The sequence below is a fragment of the Streptomyces sp. CA-181903 genome, from assembly GCF_050937075.1.
Taxonomy (GTDB): Bacteria; Actinomycetota; Actinomycetes; order Streptomycetales; family Streptomycetaceae; genus Streptomyces.
Genome location: NZ_JBNJLY010000001.1, coordinates 6,885,365 through 6,901,641, shown reverse-complemented (window position 1 = coordinate 6,901,641; position 16,277 = coordinate 6,885,365). Strand labels below are relative to the sequence as shown.

At 68.8% G+C, this 16,277-nt stretch carries 19 protein-coding genes and 1 pseudogene; 4 read left to right on the top strand and 16 right to left on the bottom strand.

The features are described 5' to 3' along the window. Positions 1-97: 97 nt before the first annotated feature. The gene (locus ACQEVS_RS30585; protein WP_433026029.1) at positions 98-724 is read right to left on the bottom strand and encodes a YigZ family protein; all 627 of its coding nucleotides are present in this window, start codon (positions 722-724) and stop codon (positions 98-100) included. Positions 725-1,044: 320 nt separating this feature from the next. Here ACQEVS_RS30585 and ACQEVS_RS30580 point away from each other — a divergent pair, with 320 nt between their 5' ends. Continuing rightward, positions 1,045-1,458: a CoA-binding protein gene (locus ACQEVS_RS30580; protein ID WP_433026026.1), complete on the top strand. Its 414-nt coding sequence runs from the start codon at positions 1,045-1,047 to the stop codon at positions 1,456-1,458. 95 nt (positions 1,459-1,553) lie between these two features. Here the strand turns inward: ACQEVS_RS30580 and ACQEVS_RS30575 are convergent. The 8 genes and pseudogenes from ACQEVS_RS30575 to ACQEVS_RS30540 form a co-directional block, all read right to left on the bottom strand. Continuing rightward, positions 1,554-2,215: pseudogene (locus ACQEVS_RS30575) on the bottom strand (class I SAM-dependent methyltransferase). An 85-nt stretch (positions 2,216-2,300) separates the two neighbouring features. Further along, positions 2,301-2,783 carry a hypothetical protein gene (locus ACQEVS_RS30570; RefSeq protein ID WP_433026023.1) on the bottom strand — a complete coding sequence of 161 codons (483 nt, stop codon included), beginning with the start codon at positions 2,781-2,783 and terminating at the stop codon, positions 2,301-2,303. 88 nt (positions 2,784-2,871) lie between these two features. Further along, positions 2,872-3,096, bottom strand: coding sequence for a hypothetical protein (locus tag ACQEVS_RS30565; RefSeq protein ID WP_433026020.1), 225 nt, complete (start codon positions 3,094-3,096; stop codon positions 2,872-2,874). Next, entirely contained in the window at positions 3,093-3,308 is a 216-nt protein-coding gene (locus ACQEVS_RS30560) for a hypothetical protein (protein WP_433026017.1), read from the bottom strand. Before ACQEVS_RS30560 ends, ACQEVS_RS30565 begins: the two co-directional genes overlap by 4 nt. Continuing rightward, complete coding sequence (locus ACQEVS_RS30555) at positions 3,305-3,553, bottom strand: hypothetical protein (RefSeq protein ID WP_433026014.1); 249 nt, start codon at positions 3,551-3,553, stop codon at positions 3,305-3,307. The genes ACQEVS_RS30560 and ACQEVS_RS30555 overlap by 4 nt, the downstream gene beginning before the upstream one ends. Before the next feature lie 101 nt (positions 3,554-3,654). Next, a complete protein-coding gene (locus ACQEVS_RS30550) occupies positions 3,655-4,503 on the bottom strand; it encodes a helix-turn-helix domain-containing protein (protein ID WP_433026011.1) in 849 nt (282 codons plus the stop codon). 14 nt (positions 4,504-4,517) lie between these two features. Continuing rightward, positions 4,518-5,042, bottom strand: coding sequence for a DUF6879 family protein (locus tag ACQEVS_RS30545; RefSeq protein ID WP_433026008.1), 525 nt, complete (start codon positions 5,040-5,042; stop codon positions 4,518-4,520). Then, positions 5,014-5,193, bottom strand: a complete 180-nt coding sequence (locus ACQEVS_RS30540) for a hypothetical protein (RefSeq protein ID WP_433026005.1) — start codon at positions 5,191-5,193, stop codon at positions 5,014-5,016. Before ACQEVS_RS30540 ends, ACQEVS_RS30545 begins: the two co-directional genes overlap by 29 nt. 1,264 nt (positions 5,194-6,457) lie before the next feature. On the opposite strand from ACQEVS_RS30540, the gene ACQEVS_RS30535 reads away from it, so the two are divergent. After that, a complete protein-coding gene (locus tag ACQEVS_RS30535) occupies positions 6,458-6,790 on the top strand; it encodes a hypothetical protein (protein WP_433026002.1) in 333 nt (110 codons plus the stop codon). Positions 6,791-7,457: 667 nt separating this feature from the next. Here the strand turns inward: ACQEVS_RS30535 and ACQEVS_RS30530 are convergent. The 3 genes from ACQEVS_RS30530 to ACQEVS_RS30520 form a co-directional block, all read right to left on the bottom strand. Further along, complete coding sequence (locus ACQEVS_RS30530) at positions 7,458-8,405, bottom strand: P22 phage major capsid protein family protein (protein WP_433025999.1); 948 nt, start codon at positions 8,403-8,405, stop codon at positions 7,458-7,460. A gap of 20 nt (positions 8,406-8,425) precedes the next feature. Beyond that, complete coding sequence (locus ACQEVS_RS30525; protein WP_433025996.1) at positions 8,426-8,767, bottom strand: helix-turn-helix domain-containing protein; 342 nt, start codon at positions 8,765-8,767, stop codon at positions 8,426-8,428. A gap of 173 nt (positions 8,768-8,940) precedes the next feature. Further along, positions 8,941-10,569: a recombinase family protein gene (locus ACQEVS_RS30520; RefSeq protein WP_433025993.1), complete on the bottom strand. Its 1,629-nt coding sequence runs from the start codon at positions 10,567-10,569 to the stop codon at positions 8,941-8,943. Positions 10,570-10,697: 128 nt separating this feature from the next. Here ACQEVS_RS30520 and ACQEVS_RS30515 point away from each other — a divergent pair, with 128 nt between their 5' ends. Then, on the top strand, positions 10,698-11,213 hold the full coding sequence (locus ACQEVS_RS30515) for a GNAT family N-acetyltransferase (RefSeq protein ID WP_433025990.1): 516 nt from the start codon (positions 10,698-10,700) through the stop codon (positions 11,211-11,213). A gap of 7 nt (positions 11,214-11,220) precedes the next feature. Here ACQEVS_RS30515 and ACQEVS_RS30510 read toward each other — a convergent pair whose 3' ends face one another. Together ACQEVS_RS30510 and ACQEVS_RS30505 are read right to left on the bottom strand one after the other, a co-directional pair. Next, positions 11,221-11,772, bottom strand: a complete 552-nt coding sequence (locus ACQEVS_RS30510) for a YbaK/EbsC family protein (RefSeq protein WP_433028066.1) — start codon at positions 11,770-11,772, stop codon at positions 11,221-11,223. 30 nt (positions 11,773-11,802) lie between these two features. Continuing rightward, positions 11,803-12,423, bottom strand: coding sequence for a helix-turn-helix domain-containing protein (locus tag ACQEVS_RS30505; protein ID WP_433025988.1), 621 nt, complete (start codon positions 12,421-12,423; stop codon positions 11,803-11,805). A 95-nt stretch (positions 12,424-12,518) separates the two neighbouring features. On the opposite strand from ACQEVS_RS30505, the gene ACQEVS_RS30500 reads away from it, so the two are divergent. Further along, complete coding sequence (locus tag ACQEVS_RS30500) at positions 12,519-13,379, top strand: EamA family transporter (protein WP_433025986.1); 861 nt, start codon at positions 12,519-12,521, stop codon at positions 13,377-13,379. 187 nt (positions 13,380-13,566) lie between these two features. Here the strand turns inward: ACQEVS_RS30500 and ACQEVS_RS30495 are convergent, their stop codons facing one another. Continuing rightward, on the bottom strand, positions 13,567-14,316 hold the full coding sequence (locus ACQEVS_RS30495) for an acyltransferase (protein ID WP_433025985.1): 750 nt from the start codon (positions 14,314-14,316) through the stop codon (positions 13,567-13,569). 83 nt (positions 14,317-14,399) lie between these two features. Beyond that, the gene (locus tag ACQEVS_RS30490) at positions 14,400-16,025 is read right to left on the bottom strand and encodes a DHA2 family efflux MFS transporter permease subunit (RefSeq protein WP_433025983.1); all 1,626 of its coding nucleotides are present in this window, start codon (positions 16,023-16,025) and stop codon (positions 14,400-14,402) included. Positions 16,026-16,277: the final 252 nt, after the last annotated feature.

The following is a 16,277-nucleotide window of genomic DNA, read 5'->3' as shown; positions in this document are numbered from 1 at the left end:
CACCTCCGGCGGTTTCGGCCGGCATTCTGAAACGATCAGTTAAGGCCGACGTGACGAGCCGGGGACGGCGGGCGTAAGCGGCCCGCCCCGAGGACGGCTACGCCTCCCCGTACGCCTCCTCGCCGAGCTCCAGCACCGCCGTCCCGGCCGTGGCGTCGGCGAGCCAGGCCCGGAAGGCGTCCACCTCGGAGTCCGGCAGCCCGATCCCGATCGTCACGCCGGCCCCGTACGACACCTCGCGCACCGTGCGCCCGGACGCCCGCAGCTCGTTCTCCAGCTTGCCGGCGCGCTGGTGGTCGACGGTGACGGTGGCGAGCCGATACCGCCTGCGCGTCACCGTCCCCAGCGCGTCGAGCGCCTCGCCGACCACTCCCCCGTAGGCGCGGATCAGCCCGCCCGCCCCGAGCTTGATCCCGCCGAAGTACCGCGTGACGACCGCGACGACGTACCGCATCTCCCGGCGCACCAGCATCTGCAGCATCGGCACACCGGCCGTGCCCCCGGGCTCCCCGTCGTCACTGGCCTTCTGCACCGACCCGTCGGCCCCGAGGACGTACGCGAAGCAGTTGTGCCGCGCCGTCGGATGCTCCTTGCGGACGCGCGCGACGAACGCCTGCGCCTCCTCCTCCGTGGCGGCGGGCCCGAGCGCGCAGATGAAGCGCGACTTGCTGATCTCGATCTCGTGCACACCTTCACGGGCCACGGTTCGGTAAGCGTCCTGCATCCTGCCCTTCCCCGGCCGACTGCTCCGGCCTGCCGAAACAGGCTATACGAGCCCCCCGCCGACCGCTCCGGCGAGCGGACGTGAAGCGCAAGGGCCGGGAGTGCCCCACGGGACTGGCGAAACCACCGCTCCGTGGAGCGCGTCCTGCTCTGCGGTAGACACCGCATACCAACGGGCCCCTGCGACGCGGGTGTTGAGTGTGACTGATGGGAACACACTGGCGGAGCGGATGACCGACCGCCGGCTCGCACACGAGACGCGGCTCCCGCCCCACTCGGCGCTCCCGGGAATGCTCGCCTTCCACCCACCGTTGTCCGGACATGTACGCGGAACCCGGCACCATCAAGAAGATCCTCCAAGAGACCGGCGACACCTGGGCGGTGGTCGGCCTCTCGAACAACAAGCAGCGCGCCGCCTACGGCGTAGCCGAAGTGCTGCGGCGGTACGGCAAGCGGGTGGTGCCCGTGCACCCCAAGGGGGAGGCCGTGGGCGGAGAGCAGGGGTACGCGTCGCTGGCCGACGTGCCGTTCCCCGTGGACGTCGTGGACGTGTTCGTACGGTCGGAGCTCGCGGGCGCCGTCGCGGACGAGGCCGTGGCGGTCGGCGCCAAGGCGGTCTGGTTCCAGCTCGGCGTCGTCGACGAGGAGGCGTACGAGCGGACGCGCGCAGCCGGGCTCGACATGGTCATGGACCGGTGCCCGGCGATTGAACTTAAGTCCCTAGGTTATCGCTAGCCCGACGCCCGGAGGCGCGGGCCTCCGGGCTGTTGAGCACGACATGCCCCGCCCGCGCGCTATGGCAGGTGAGCGCCAGGGCGGGATGACGACGCTCACTCCGCCACTGCGCGCACGATCAGCGTGCCGATGTGGCCGGGCTTAGGGGCCTCGATGATCTTTGCTTCGACCTCCGCGAAGCCCGCGTTCAGCGCGAGGTTCTGCCACTTCCGGGGCGTGTAGCTGTACCGGTAGGTGTACATGGCCTTCCCGGCGAACCCGCCCTTGTACATCCCCTGAGGGCCGTAGGCGCCCGGGATGGCCGGCGGCTGGGAGAAGACGAGTACGCCCCGGGATTCAGCCGCTCGGCGATCAGCGGGAACAGCTTGGCCGGGTCGGTGAACCAGACGGCTCCGAAGATCGAGTAGACGGCGTCATAGGTCTCCGTACTCGTGCTCAGATGCTCCAGTACCTCGGCGCAGACGAACCGCGCTCCCAGCGGTCCCCAGCGTTCCGTAGTCTGCGCGACCATGACCGGCGAGAGATCGACGCCGGTCGCCTTAACGCCCTGCTGGGCGAGGTAGGCCAGGGCGCGCCCCGTGCCGCATCCGATCTCCAGGACGGATTCCGGACCACCAAGCAGTTCGGGACCCGGTCCGTGATCGGTGTATTGCGTCCAGCGAAAAACGGGCTCGGAGTCGGACACGTCCCCCTTGGTGCTACGAGCGTAGGTGTCCCACAGCTCGCGCTCTGCGTCGATGTCGTGTCGTGCGGGCAACTGGCTTCCTCTGTGGTGGGAGTTGATGCGCCATTGCCCCTGCCCTCCGGAGAGCGAGGGCAGGGGCAGGCACTCTAGTACCGGATCAGTGACTGTCGGGAACCTTGTCGTCGCACGGAGAGCAGTCGGAGGCGTCCACCGACCACAGTTCCTCGTCGACGGCGAAGCCGTTGCGTCGGATGATTTCGGCCGTGCGCATGACGGTGCCGTCGCGGCGGCGCTCGATCAGGGGAGCGTGGTGCTTGTAGACGCCGCCGTTGTACTCCTCGCACAGGGCGAAGTACAGCGGGGTGTCGAGGATGAGCTGGTGAACGCCGATGTCCACGGTGTAGCCGACGCCCATGTCGGTGCCGGGGTTTTCCATGGCGGTGATCAGATAGGCGACGCCCTGGCCGAGGATGCGTTCCGCCAGACTGCGAACGGCGACGCTGTCGCGAAGCAGGAGCCGTACCTCTCGTTCCCACAGGTCGGGCACACCGACGTCCGTGACGAGTCGGGGCACGCGCTCCCCCACCTGGTTGAGGATGAGGCGCGGATCACGGGTTCGCGTCCGGACTGCTGTGCTCATAGTGCGGTCTCCTCCTGCTCGGGAAGGTTGCTGCACTTGCCGACCCGCCCCGGGCGTAACCGCTCTCGGCCACGTCCGGGGCGGGGCTTCACTCCGCGCGCACGACCATCTCGAAACTGGTCCGGATGCGGCGGAAGCCTTTGTGGTTGCTGCGGCCTGTGTGCTCCATGCACGCCACGTCGACGACCTTGGAGTCAGTGGACGATGTGGCGGACCAGCCGCAATGCAGGCACTCGGCCCCGTGGGTCACGTCGGTGTCAGGGTGCTCGATGATCTTGTGGACCACATGACGGTACGTCGTTCTCGTCCTCACGGCAGCCACCGCCGGTGCTTGTTCAGCTCCTGCGTCTTCGCCCGCAACTCCTCCAAGGTGCCGGCGGGCCGAACGTCGCTCGGGGCCGCTTCCCATTCCCTGCCACCACGCGGCGGTCTCAGGAAGATCCGCCCGGCGAGTTGTCCCATGACCGTGCCCACTCGGTCCCGCTTGATGTCCAGGACGAGCGAGCCCACTTCAGGCGCGCTCACCGAACCACTCCGCCTACGGGCGCTTCGCATCCGGCGAGGATCACGGCGGCCAAGCGCTCCGCGGTCTCCGGGTTCACCCTGCCGAGGTGGGTCAGCTCGGGCATGGCGGCGTCTCGGCGGAGGGACGGAATCACAATCCCCGCCCGGTCGAGAGCGGACCGCAAGGAGGCGAACGCCTCGGCGGCCCGCTCTTCCCGCGTCTGCCGCCGGTTCACCGAGACTCTCTTGCTGTGCTGCGTGACCATGCCGACCCCTCGTCGCCGCTTACGCGTCGCCCTGTTCGTGGAGCGACGCTAGATGCGGCGGGAGCTCGGCCTCAACGAAGTTCTACGAAATTCCATGCCGATCATCCCAACGCGTCAATCGCGGCAGTGATCAGCGACCGTGCTTCCGCCCCGTGGACGGCGAGCCGGGCGTACTCCCCGAACGCCTTCAGGTACTGGCGCACCTCAGAGGGAGCGGTGACATTCACCTGAGCCGTCAGGAGTTCGACTTGGGCCTGCTCCTCGTCGTACACGCTGAACGTCTCGATCATCCACATCCGCCGCTCGGCGGAGAAGGGAATCACTCCCAGCGAGACGGACGGGAACGCCATCACGGACAGCAGGTAGCCGAGTTGCCCGGCCATCGTCGCTGCGTCGCCCACGCGGTGCCGCAGCACCGCCTCCTCGACGAGAAGCGCGAAGCGGTGATTCCCCTCGCGTATCACGTGGGAGCGCGCCAGACGGGCGGCCACGGCTTCGGAGACGTCGTCCGGTGTCTCGCGGAACTCGGTGATGGACGACAGCAGCGCGCGGGCGTACGCCTCCGTCTGAAGCAGTCCGGGGACGACGTTGGAACAGTAGATCCGGAACACCTGGGTGCGCTCGAAGAGCGGGACGTAGGACTCCTGGAGCCTGCGCAGCCCGGTGCGCTGCAAGCGCCGCCATTCGACGTAGGCGTTGTCCGCGTTACGTGATGCGGCGATGATGTCCGCGGCTTGATCCTCCGCGCCACAGGCCCGGCACCAGGCGCGGATGTCTTCGTCACTGGGCGGGGTGGTCGCGTTCTCAAGGCGCGAGACCTTGGACGCGTACCACCCCGTCCGCTCCGCGACGTCCTTGGCGTACAGCCCGGCATCCCGGCGGATCTCGCGCAGACGGTCGGCGACGGCTTTGCGTGCGGCCTCGACGCTTGAAGAGGGAGAAACGGGCATGTGCGCTGGGGTCGTCAGATCCGGTAGTCCTCGTGGGGTGTCGCCCTCTCCCACACGGCTTCGAAGGCGTCCGTGCAGAGCTTCGCGACGTTCGGTTCGTCGGTCACCTCGTCGTCGAGATAGACGCCCTCGCCCGAGAAGTATCCGAAGCGGACCAACCGCTCGTCGAAGACCCAGAAGTCGTTACCCGGCAGCGCGAGGTCCGACGCCTTCCGGCGAGGGAGCCAACGGATCGACTCCCCGGCCGCGACGTTGGTGAAGGTGCCGTCGTATAGGTACTTCGTGTACTCGCTCACCGGCTCCGAGACGACCCGGGCACGACGGATCACGACGCCTCTGTCCACGGCAGCCGACACCATGTCGAGCCAAGGCCGCCACCAGGACGCGCGGTCCTCCGGGTCGTGCCGGTGACCGGCCCTCCACGCCGCGACGCGCGGGGCCTCGTCAGGGTCGTCGTAGAAGTCCCGCATCTCAAGGTGAACCGCTGACCGCTTGCAGCCGGCCAGCAACTCATCGAACGGCGGCGCGCTCCGCCACATCACATGCCTCCCGAATCGCGGCCACCATGCTGAACGGCACCCGGATGACCGCCTCGTAATCAGGGATGGGGCCGGACTTCAGGCACTCGTCCCGCGTCTTCTCGTCGGCCTCCCGGCCTTGGAACACGAGTTGCCGGGTCTCCTCGTCCACCCACACCGTGGGACAGTTCGCCCCATCCGTCTCAGGATCCTTCGAGATGAACCGTAGCCCCATGATTGCCTCCCATGAGCGGCGAGTTCTACAACCTTCCGCGACTTTCACCCTCAGGCAGACTGGCGTCAAGGGTGCCTCGTCGGGAGTGCGCGAGAGACCGTGTCCAGTACGAGGCAAAAGTGCAGGTTACCCAGTAGCGGCAAGGGTCGAGGCGACAAAAGAAGGGGGTCTTCGGATCGCACAGAAACCGAGCTGCTGTCACGCCCCGGTCAGGGAGAATCATGATCGGGGAGCCACCCCCCTGGGTCAGCCACGATCGCGACGACTCGACATCGACTCATCACAGTTCACGCGCGAGAAGTGATCAACGATGTTGAAGCAGCAGCGAACGCGGTGAGCCGCAGCACGAGGAGCGGCAGCACCTCGGCCCCGTCCACCGAGGGCACGCCTCAGCGGGCACCAGGTCCAGCAGTACCCCTGGCTGACCGCACGCCGCGCAGGTTTGACAGCACGACGAACAGCACAGCGACAGCACCGGTCCTGCCCTCCACGCCCACCGGCCACGCGCTCCGCGCGGGCCATCCTCCGATCCGCCCCAGGGGTGCGGACGGGGATCTGGTCGGGAACCACCCGGGGTGTTGCCGCGCGGGCAGAGGGGGACTCACAGCGCCCCAGGGTGGGGCCTGCGGCCGCGGGACACCTCTCGGGCCTCGCGGGCCCGCCTCCGGCCGACTGCCGCTTCCTGCGCCGTCTTACGGGCGTGATGCCAGTGGCACAGCGACCACAGTGCCTCGGGCCGGTGGTCGTGTGGGTCGAAACGATGGTCCACCTCGGTGGCCTCCTCGAAGCACGGGAGACCCGTGTCGTAGCGAACCCACCGGCACAGGTGTGCGTCCCGCCGCAGGACGGCGGCGCGGATGCGAGGCCAGTGGCGCGGGAGGTGGGCACGGCGGGTGCTAGTGGACCAGTTGCCGCTCAATTATCCCCCAAGGACAGTAATAGCCCATCTAATTTTCATCTATTCATACAAGTGCGGCTGGTTGCGAGAGGCCACTGTGGGGATACTGACCACCTTTAGCGGTGAGTGGACTCAAATAGCCGAGCGCGTAAACGCGCCCCACGTGCGTGACGATGCTTCCGCGCGCCCCTGGTCACCACCGTGTACGAAGACACCGACATAGTCAGGTTCACGCCACTGGGGCACGGTATCTGTCCGGGGTGTTTAACCACCGAACAACACCCCCTGAACGAAGGGACTCCCATGAGACTTCGTCACAGCATCGCGGCCGCTCTCGGCGCCCTCGCGCTCCTCGTCACCATGCCCACGTCCGCCGACGCCGCCACCGGGACGTTCGAATACACGTACGGCCCCGGAGTCGGCCTCCCCGGCGCGGTGCTCAACCCCGTGTCCGGGCGGTGCTACGACGCTCCCGGCGCGACCGAAGAGGACCCCGCGCACTCACCCAAGAACCTCACCAACGCGACGGCGACGGTGTTCCTCGACTTCGACTGCAGCGGCGACGTCTTCTACGTCATGAACCCGGGCAAAATCCTGGGCGACCGTCTCAAGTTCCGCTCGGTCATCTTCAGCTGACCCTCGCCCGCCCCGGCACCCGCCACACCGTGTGTGCCGGGGCGGCAGACAGCCTACTGAGCTGCTCAAACGAGACGGCGGAGAGTGCAGTGCCCCGCCCGGGGTCGACCGCGGGAGGAGATTTACCACGGGACCGCGCCAGGCGGGGCGGGGCGCAGGGCCGCGCTACGGGGCGTCGCTCCGTCTTCTACGCTGCCCTTGGCTCAGCGCCAGAAGCGATGGCAGCAGAAAAACTGCTGGATTTCCCTTCTTCCCTTATGCGCACATAAGAAAAGAAGGTACGTGCAGCACATTTCTCGCTGTCTTCTGACACCGTACGTCATCGGACAGTCGCGAGCTGCCATCGAGCTCACAGTCTGCTTCTGCGTCAAAACGCAGCGAGACCACCCCGAAGGCATGGGCTGGCTCTACTCACTACGGGCGCGTCATCGTAGTTCCCACGAGAGGGAGGCCCTCCCGCCTCCGGATAGTGGCGGCGAGGGCATCAGGGCTGAATCCGACCGGCTCTTGATGAAACATCGCTTCCCGGGTCGGCGACCAGTCGTCGAACACAACAGCCTCAGCCCAACACCGGCGCGCTGGATCGACGCCTCCCGGGTCAAGGTGTTCTGCGACCGCGTCAGCCATGCAGCCCCGGAGGTCAGGCAACTCTTCGAATTTCTGCATCTCAGGCCGTGAGCTTGATACCTACGGCGCGCTGGCCATCAAGGATGCACGCGCCGGCCAGAGTGTCCGCAGTGTGCAGCTCGGCCAGGGACTTGCCGCTCCAGTCGGTCGCGAGACGCATCGCGTAGCCCTTCTCAGACCAGCGCGCGGACGAACCGGCCGCGGACGAAGGGTTAGGGGCCGACACAGCAAGGGCGAAGGCTTCGCGGGTGAAGGCAACCGCACCCTCGATCTTGTTGGAGAGGAACACGGAGAAACCGAGGAACTTGCCCATGAAGTTCTGCACGACACGGGCGTCCGCGTCCGAGCGCCGAGCGCTGCGGACGACATTCGGGTCACCGGACTCGCTCGCCTTGACGAACAGATCGGTCATCAGCAGCTCGGCACGGAGCTTGGGGTTGACCACGAGGTATCGTCCCTCAAGGGGGATGTCCCGTCCGTTCATGATTTCGTCGACCTTGACGAGGGTGTCGCGGAACGAGGTCTTGGCCTTATGTTCCACCGCCGCAGGGATCACCTTGCCCTCGGCGTCCAGCGTGGTCTTGCCGTCCGCGTTGATGACGGTGTTCAGCTCACGGGCGACCCGTTCTTCCACGGAGTCCGCGATGGCCTGGGCCTGCGGGATGGTGACCTGGGCCATGTAGGACTCGATGTTGAGAGTGGAGTCCTGGGTGTCGACGTTCACGCCGTGCGTCGCATGGGTGTCGATCTTCACCGGAACTACCTTCTCATCCAGGTTCTCCGGCACCAGGTCAACGCCCCGGGCCTTGTTGCTGGCCGTGAACTTCGACGGCTTGCGCACATTTACGGTGTGACCCACACCGGCTACAAAATCGCGTTCGACATCGCGATACACCAGAACGGGGAGGATGATTTCCGCACGGAGTCCCGCCAGCGCAACGGCAGCGATCTTATCGGTGACGGCAATCTTGTTGCCGCCGTCAGTCATGCTCAACTAGTTAAGCTCTTTCAGTGGTTGTTCGTCGTGCGGGCGCGGACTCGATCAGTCACGATCTCGATCGCAGCATCCCTACGGAACCTGATCGTTTCGCGCTCCCCAGGCAGCTCGGCCCGGCGAATCTCGGCAGTAATCAAAGCGGGGCGGCTCTCGTCGTCCGCGTAACGCAGAAGGGATTCGAAGGGGATGCGGAGGGCGTGCGCCAGGCCCACGAACGATGTGAGAGAAGGGAGACGCTCGCCGTTCTCCCAACGGTAGACACGAGCACTGTCGACGCCCATTCGATCAGCGAGCTGCGGAACGGTCAGCCCCAGCTTGATCCGTCGTGCGCGAGCCTTGACGGGGTCGTACATGCAGGGTTCCTCTCGATATGTCAGAAGGCAGTCGCCCGACCAAAGAAAAACCCCGCCTTGTCTCATTCCGCCCAAGAAGAGAGGGCGCGGACTAAAGGCGGGGCCTTCTGTACTGATTAAGTTCGGGTGGGGTACACGAGCGGGAATCAGCGGCAGCGCGTTCGGCCGCCGTCTCAGGCGGCCACAGGGAGCCCCTGAGTCGGCGTCTCGACCCAATCGAAGATCAGCCGATCGCGGATCGGTGTCTTGTCCCCCTGCCCCTTCGAGGGCTTGAGCGTCACGCGGTTGAGTGCGCATCGCAGCAACATGCGCTTGTCGACGAGAGTCGCGCCGTCGAACATCTCGGCCAGCAGTTCGCCGTCCAGCAGCGGACCGAGATCCGTCTGGCGGTGCAGTTCTGCCAGCTCGGCGCGCATGGCGCTGATCTGGTCGTTGAGGGCCGCCGACAGTTGCTCGTATCGTGCGGGCTTCATGCGCCCGTGCACGTAGTACGCATCGTCCAGTTCCGACGACCGCCGCTCGGCGTCGTCCAGAGCGGCGGAGACCTCTCGCCGCCGCGCGTCCAGCTCCGGATCCTGGTATTCCAGCCATCGACGGGCGATCTCGTGCAGGACCGGGTCGTCGTGTTCCATGGCCGACACCCGGGCCACCCAGATTCCGGATACCGCCTCGTCCACTCGGCCGGCCTTTGTGCGTACCCCGGCGCAGGCCGCCGCTCCGCCTTCCATGCGCGTCCGACAACGGTACGACTCGCCGCCCGAGACCAGGCCCACCTTGCAGTGCGGGCACAGCATGATGCCGGTCAGCATCTTGCCGGGCTGCTTGGCTCCATGGCTTCCCTTGATGCCTCGCACTGTCCGTGACGCGAACTGCGCGCGGATCGCGTACCACTCGCCGAGGGAGACCACGCCAGTGCCGCAGTGGACGGGATGCCCGTCGGCTCCGATCAACGGGTCCGCCTTCCAGCCCCACTTGTCGATCGGGTTGCCGTACTCGTCCGTGTGCCGTTCGCGGTGTGGCACCAGGCCCGCCCACAGCGGTGACTGGGCCATGCGGGAGATCGCGTTCGCGGACCAGTGCCGACCTGTACGGGTGGTCGCCCCGTCTGCGGTCAGAACATGGGCGATCCTCGTACTCGCCTCGCCCCGCAACAGCGCCTCGGCGATCCGCCGGGCGGTCGGGTACTCGTCCGGATTCGGGCCGACCTTGCCGTCTCCAACGTGCATCACGCCGTAAGGGGGCCTGCCGCCCGGAGCACGCCCGATGATGCGATGCTCGTCCAGCCCTGTCTGGACACGCAGCGCGATGTCCTTCGCTTCGTCCCGGGCCCTCTCGGAGAGGAACGCGAAGATCATGCGCCCTCCCTTGCTGGAGTCCAATGACTCGATCACCGAGACAAGGCGGGCGCGCCGTTTCTCCAGCTCGTCCAGGAGGGAGCCGACCGCGCCCATGCCCCGCCGGTCGAGCCGGTCCGTCTTCCACACGGCGAGCGTTTTGGAGAGGCCCGCCAGAACCGCTTCCTTGGCCTTCTCGAACTCGTCCCGGCGGACATGCGCCTTGCTCGCGCTGCGCTGCTCGAACCACACATGCCGAATGCCCAGCCCTTCGGACCGGGCCCAGCGCACCACGTCCCGCAGGTGGGCCCGGAGCGTGGCCAGATCTTCCCGCTTCTTGGAACGGCGGATGTATACGTCGACGAGGTCGGCCGGAGCACCCTCAGCAGGGCGGTCCAACCCCAGGGCGGCCAGTTCTTCCTCGGAGAAGCCCAGGGCCTTGAGAGCCCCCGAGTCTTCGCGTCTCATGTTTCTCAGCCTCTGCCGTGCGCGACGTCTTCGCACGCCAGAGGGCACCTAGGGAGTTAACCCACCGCCCTCCGGCGATCGAGATCCCCCGGCTCTCCGCCGGCGGCGGTCTCCGCTAACGTCGTTTCATGATCCGGACGACACGCGCCGCCCGTCCCGAGGACGCGGCCGAGATAGTGCGGCTGCGCCGCCTGATGTTCGCCGCCATGGACGGGCGGGACTCCCCCGGCGCGTGGGAGGCCACCGCCGAGGGGATCGTGCGGGAGCAGTTGGCGAGCCCGTCGCCGCGGCTGGGGGCGTTCGTCGTGGACGGGGATCCGGCCGGCGGCACACGCGGCGCGTCGCACCTCGCCGCGTGTGCGGTCGGGACGGTCGAGCAGCGGCTGCCGGCGCCCGGGCATCCCACCGGGCGGTTCGGGTTCGTCTTCTCGGTCTGCACGGACGACCGGTACCGGGGGCGCGGATTCGGGCGGGCGACGACGGAGGCACTGCTCGGCTGGTTCGCCGCGCAGGGCGTCACGCGGGTGGACCTGCACGCGACGGCGGACGCCGAACGGCTGTACCGGTCCCTGGGGTTCGCCGAGCACTCGACGGCGCTCTCCCTCGACGTCTCGCGCCCGCTCCTCCCCCCTTCCGGTCGCTGAGAGCGGATCAGCCGGCCGGCGCCGCCAGTCCGTCCAGTACCGTCGCGCCCGGGAGGCCGGCGAGGGCCGCGCCGGGGACGATGAGCTTGCCGCGGCGGCTTCCGCTGCCGACGAGGACGTACGGGCCGGCGACGACCGCCGCGTCGATCAACAGCGGCCAGTCGGCGGGCAGTCCGATCGGCGTGATGCCGCCGTACTCCATCCCCGTGGCCTCCAGGGCGGCGTCCATGGGCGCGAAGGACGCCTTGCGCGCCCCGAGATGCCGCCGGACGGTGCCGTTGACGTCCACGCGCGTGTGCCCGAGGACGACGCAGGCGGCGAAGTTGGTCTCCCCGCCGCGTTTCGCCGCGACGACGACGCAGTTGGCGGACTGCTCCAGCAGCCAGGGCCCGTAGTGCTCCACCAGCACGGCCGTGTCGGCGACTTCGGGCGCCGTGTCCACGTGCAGCACCTGGTCGGCGGTGCCGGGCCCGGGCCAGGCGCGGAGGGCGGCGGCGACGGGCGGCACCAGCAGGTCCATCCGCTCCGACGCGGGCCGGACGTCGTCGAACGCTTCCATGGGTGTCCGTTGAGCGATCATGCGGGCACGTTAACAGCCGCCGCCGGTATGGCGGTCGGGGTCGCGGTGCGCGTCGTTCCGGGCCACCGGCGGCACCGCGACCACCATCGTCATCGTGACGGGCTCCGTCCCGTCGTTGCGGTACGTGTGCCGGACGTCGGCCTCGAACGCCGCCGCCGTTCCGGCGGGAACGGTGTGCTCCTCCCCGTCGACGACGAGCGTGAGCACCCCGGCCGTCACGCGGAGCAGTTCGACGGTGCCGGCGGGGTGCGGGTCGGAGGCGCTCTCGTCGCCGGGCTCGACCCGCCAGTCCCACAGCTCCAGCGGCCCGGGGCCCTCGGCGCCGATCAGCAGGGACGTGTGGCTGCCGGCCCCGGTGGACCACATCTGCACGGCCTCGCCCTCCGGGACGAGCCGGACGCGCGGCCCGTGTTCGTAGTCGAGGAGCGTGGTGATGCTGATGCCGAGGGCGTCGGCGAGCTTGACGGTGGTGCCGACGCTGGGGTTGGTCCGCGCCTGTTCGATCTGGATGATCATTCCGCGGCTCACGCCGGAGCGGGCGGCGAGGGCGTCGAGCGTGAAGTTCCGCTCGGCGCGCCAGTGCTTGAGGTTCCGGGCGAGCGACTGCGTGAGCTGGTCGAGGTCCGTCACGTTCCATCCAATATCTTCGATGACGCGGTTCAGTGCAGTGAACTACAGTGTGCCCGTTCGCGTCATTCACTGTACTGCACTGCGAGGTTCACCCCATGACACCGATCTTCGCCCTGGCCACCAGCCTCCTGTGGGGGCTGGCCGACTTCGGCGGCGGCCTCCTGACCCGCCGTATCCCGGCTCTGACGGTGGTCGTGGTCTCGCAGATATTGGCCCTGACCGCGCTGGGCACGATCGTCGTCGCCACCGGCGGCTGGTCGGAGGCCGGCCCGCGACTGTGGTTCGCGGTGGCCGCGGGCGTGATCGGCCCGGTGGCGATGCTCTTCTTCTACCGGGCGCTGGCGCAGGGCCCGATGGGCGTCGTCGCGCCGGTCGCCGCGCTCGGCGGCGTCCTCGTACCGCTCGGCGTCGGCCTGGCGGCCGGCGAGCGGCCCGGGGTGCTCCAGGTCGCGGGCATCGTGGTCGCGGTGGCCGGCGTGGTCCTCGCGAGCGGGCCGGGCGGCGGCGCGGTGCGACGGCAGACCCTGCTGCTGACGCTCGTCGCGGCGTTCGGCTTCGGCACGGTGATGGCCCTGATCGCCGAGGCGTCCCACACCCTGACCGGCCTGTTCCTGGCGCTGTTCGTACAGCGGCTGTGCAACGTGCTCGTCGGCGGCGGCACCCTGCTCGTCTCCGCCCGGCGCGGTGGCGCGGTGCTGCCGGAAGGCGGCCGGAACGCCCTCCTCCCCGCCCTGCCCGCACTGGCCTTCGTCGGACTGGCAGACGTGGCCGCCAACGGCACCTACAACCTGGCCGCCCACAGCGGCCCGGTCACCGTCGCGGCCGTCCTCGCGTCGCTCTACCCGGTGGTGACGGCGCTGACCGCGCGCGGCGTGCTGAACGAGCGACTGCGCTCGGTGCAGGCGTCGGGCGCGGGGCTGGCGCTGGTCGGAACAGTGCTGCTCGCGACGGGCTGAGGGCGCCGCTCGGGGGCGGCAAGGGCGCCGGTCGAGGGCGCCCAGTCGGCGAGGCAGCCGAGCATGTCGCTCAGAGGCGGCCGGGGAGGACGCTCAGGTGGACCGAGGATGCAGGCTTGGGGGCCCGAAGACGCCGCCTTGGTGGGCCGAGGGCCCCGAGGCCCGCGCCGGAGGACGCCTCACGCCCTCACGCCTCCGGCGTCTCCCGTTCCGGCACCGGAACCGGCTCCGTCACCGGCCCCGTCACTGGCTCCGACGCCGGCCGCAACGGCGGCGTCCAGCCCCGTTCCTCGTCCCACCGCCGGACGACCTTGGCCGGCACGCCGGCGACCACCGCGTGGTCCGGGACCTCGCCCCGGACCACCGCCCCGGCCGCCACCACGACGTTCCGCCCGAGCCGTGCCCCGGGCAGGATCACCGCCCCCGCGCCCAGCCAGCTGCCGGAACCGATCACGACGGGCGCGCTGCGCGGCCACTGCCGGCCTATGGGCTGCGTGGGGTCCTCGTACGAGTGGTTGTCACTCGTCACATAGACGTACGGGCCGCAGAAGACGTCGTCCCCGATCGTCACCTCGCACGAGGCGATCACATGGCTGCCCCGGCCGAGCACCACCCCGTTGCCCAGCCGCAGCAGCGGATCAGGCCCGAGGTCCATGCCGGGCACCATGCCGACAGTCAGCGTGACCTGTTCGCCGACGATGCAGTGGTCCCCGATCTCGATCCACCGCTCCCCGAACACGGTGCCCAAGGGGAACGCGAGGCGCGTGTGCGCCCCGATCCGCCCGAAGCGGTACGGCCCCGGGCGCTCGGCCGTCACCGCGCCGCGGTCCTGCACCCAGCGCCAGCCCCGGTGGACCGCCCGCGAGACGGCACGGCGCCGCCAGGCCCCGAAGGCCGAAGCGGCGCCGGACGAGAACGTGTTTCGATACTTCGGCACCCGCCCACCGTACTCAGCCCACCCCACACCGACCGGCCTCCACCCTGTGATCTTGCCCCCAACGGCGGCGGCCGGCCGCGGGCTCAGTCCTGCGGTGTGGTTTCGGCTCGCTTGTCCCGGGCCCGCTCGGCCGCCGGCTTCCGGTGAGGACTGAACAGGAAGCACAATGCCGCGGCGGCCACCAGGCCCAGGGCACACGCCACGAGGACCGTCTGCATCGCGCCGGCGAAACCAACGGCGAACGTGTCGGCGGTGACGCGCTCGTACAGCCCGGCCGTGGCCGGGTCCAGGCCGCTGGGCGGCGCAGGGGGACCGTAGTGTCTCGCGGACGCGACGCTGTCGCCGATGAATCGGGCGCGCAGATTCTCCGGTAGCCGACCGGCGTGCTTCCCGGCCGCGCCGCGGAGGGTCGAGGAGAGCCGTGCCGACAGCAGGGCGCCCAGGACGGCGGTGCCCAGGACGCCGCCGATCTGCCGGGTGGTGCCGGAGACGCCGGAGGCCGCCCCGGCCAGCCGCGGATCCATCCCGTCCATGGTGGCCTGCTGCAGCGGTGCGAACGTGGCGCCGCCGGCGATCCCGATGATGACCAGACCCGGCAGCAGGTTCCATGCGCTGCCGGCGGGATCGGCCATGCCGACGAGCACCAGCAGGCCCGCGGCCAGCAGCGTCAGCCCGGCCACAAGGACGTACTTGCCGCCGAACCGGTCCGACAGCCGCCCGGCGTACGCGGAACCGACCGCCGTGAGCACGGCGTTCGGCAGGACGACCAGGCCCGTTTCCAGCGCCGTGTACCCACGTGCCATCTGCAGGTACAGCGTCACCACGAACATGATGCCGATCATGCCGAGCTGGAAGACGAACCCGACCCCGTTGCCGACCACGAAGTTGCGCACGCGGAACAGAGCCGGCGGCATCAGGGGCTCGCCCCGCTGCCGGTACTGCCAGACCATGAACACCGCCAGCAGTACGACGCCAGAGACGATGAGCGAGGTGACGCTGATGGGCCCGGCGATGCCGCCCCAGCGGTAGCGCTCTCCCTCGATCAGGCCGAACACGATGCCGCCCAGCCCGGCGGTGGCCAGGACGACGCCGACCAGGTCGAGCCGGTGGGTGCTGCCCGATCGCATCGGCGGCACAAAGGCCAGTGCCAGTACGGCGGTGACGATCCCGATCGGGATGTTGACGAAGAAGATCCAGCGCCAGCTGAGGCGGGTGAGGAGGAAACCGCCGACGACTGGGCCGGCGATCGGAGCGAGACCGACGATCGCGCCGAACAGGCCGAACGCTCTACCCCGCAGACGTGGCGGGAAGACGGTCAGAATCGACGAGATGACCTGCGGGAACAGCAGCGCCCCACCGAGCCCCTGCAACGCCCGGGCGGTCAGCAACCCGACCGGCGAATCGGCCAGTCCGCACAGCGCCGAGGCGGCGGTGAAGGCGATGACGCCCGCTACGTACAGCCGGCGGTATCCGAAGATGTCCCCCAGCCGCCCGGTGCTGATCAGCAGTACCGAGAAGACGAGCATGTAGCCGTCGATGACCCACAGCACCTGGTCGTAGGAAGCGCCCATGCCGCGAATCAACGTCGGAATGGCGACATTGACGATGGAACCGTCGAGCAACGACATGAAGAAGCCGATGCACATGATCGCGAGTACCAGCCACGGACGCCGCGTGGCCGGATGGCGGACGGATTCGATTTCCGGCACTCCGGAAACCTCCCTGAGGAACCGGCTCTGCTGGTAGCACGCGGACGGAACCGTTGACGCATGTCCAGTGCTCAAGCCGGAACGAGGGGTCCCGGCGGATTCCCGGGGCCTCGGAAACCGGAAGGGCTCACGCACGTCGCCACCATCACAGAGCACCCTTTTTCAGGGTGTGATGAGCGACCTCCACCTTCCCCGTGCCATCGGGACCCGGGGAAGCTGATCGGCGAGGCGGAATGCCCAACGGTGAGAAGT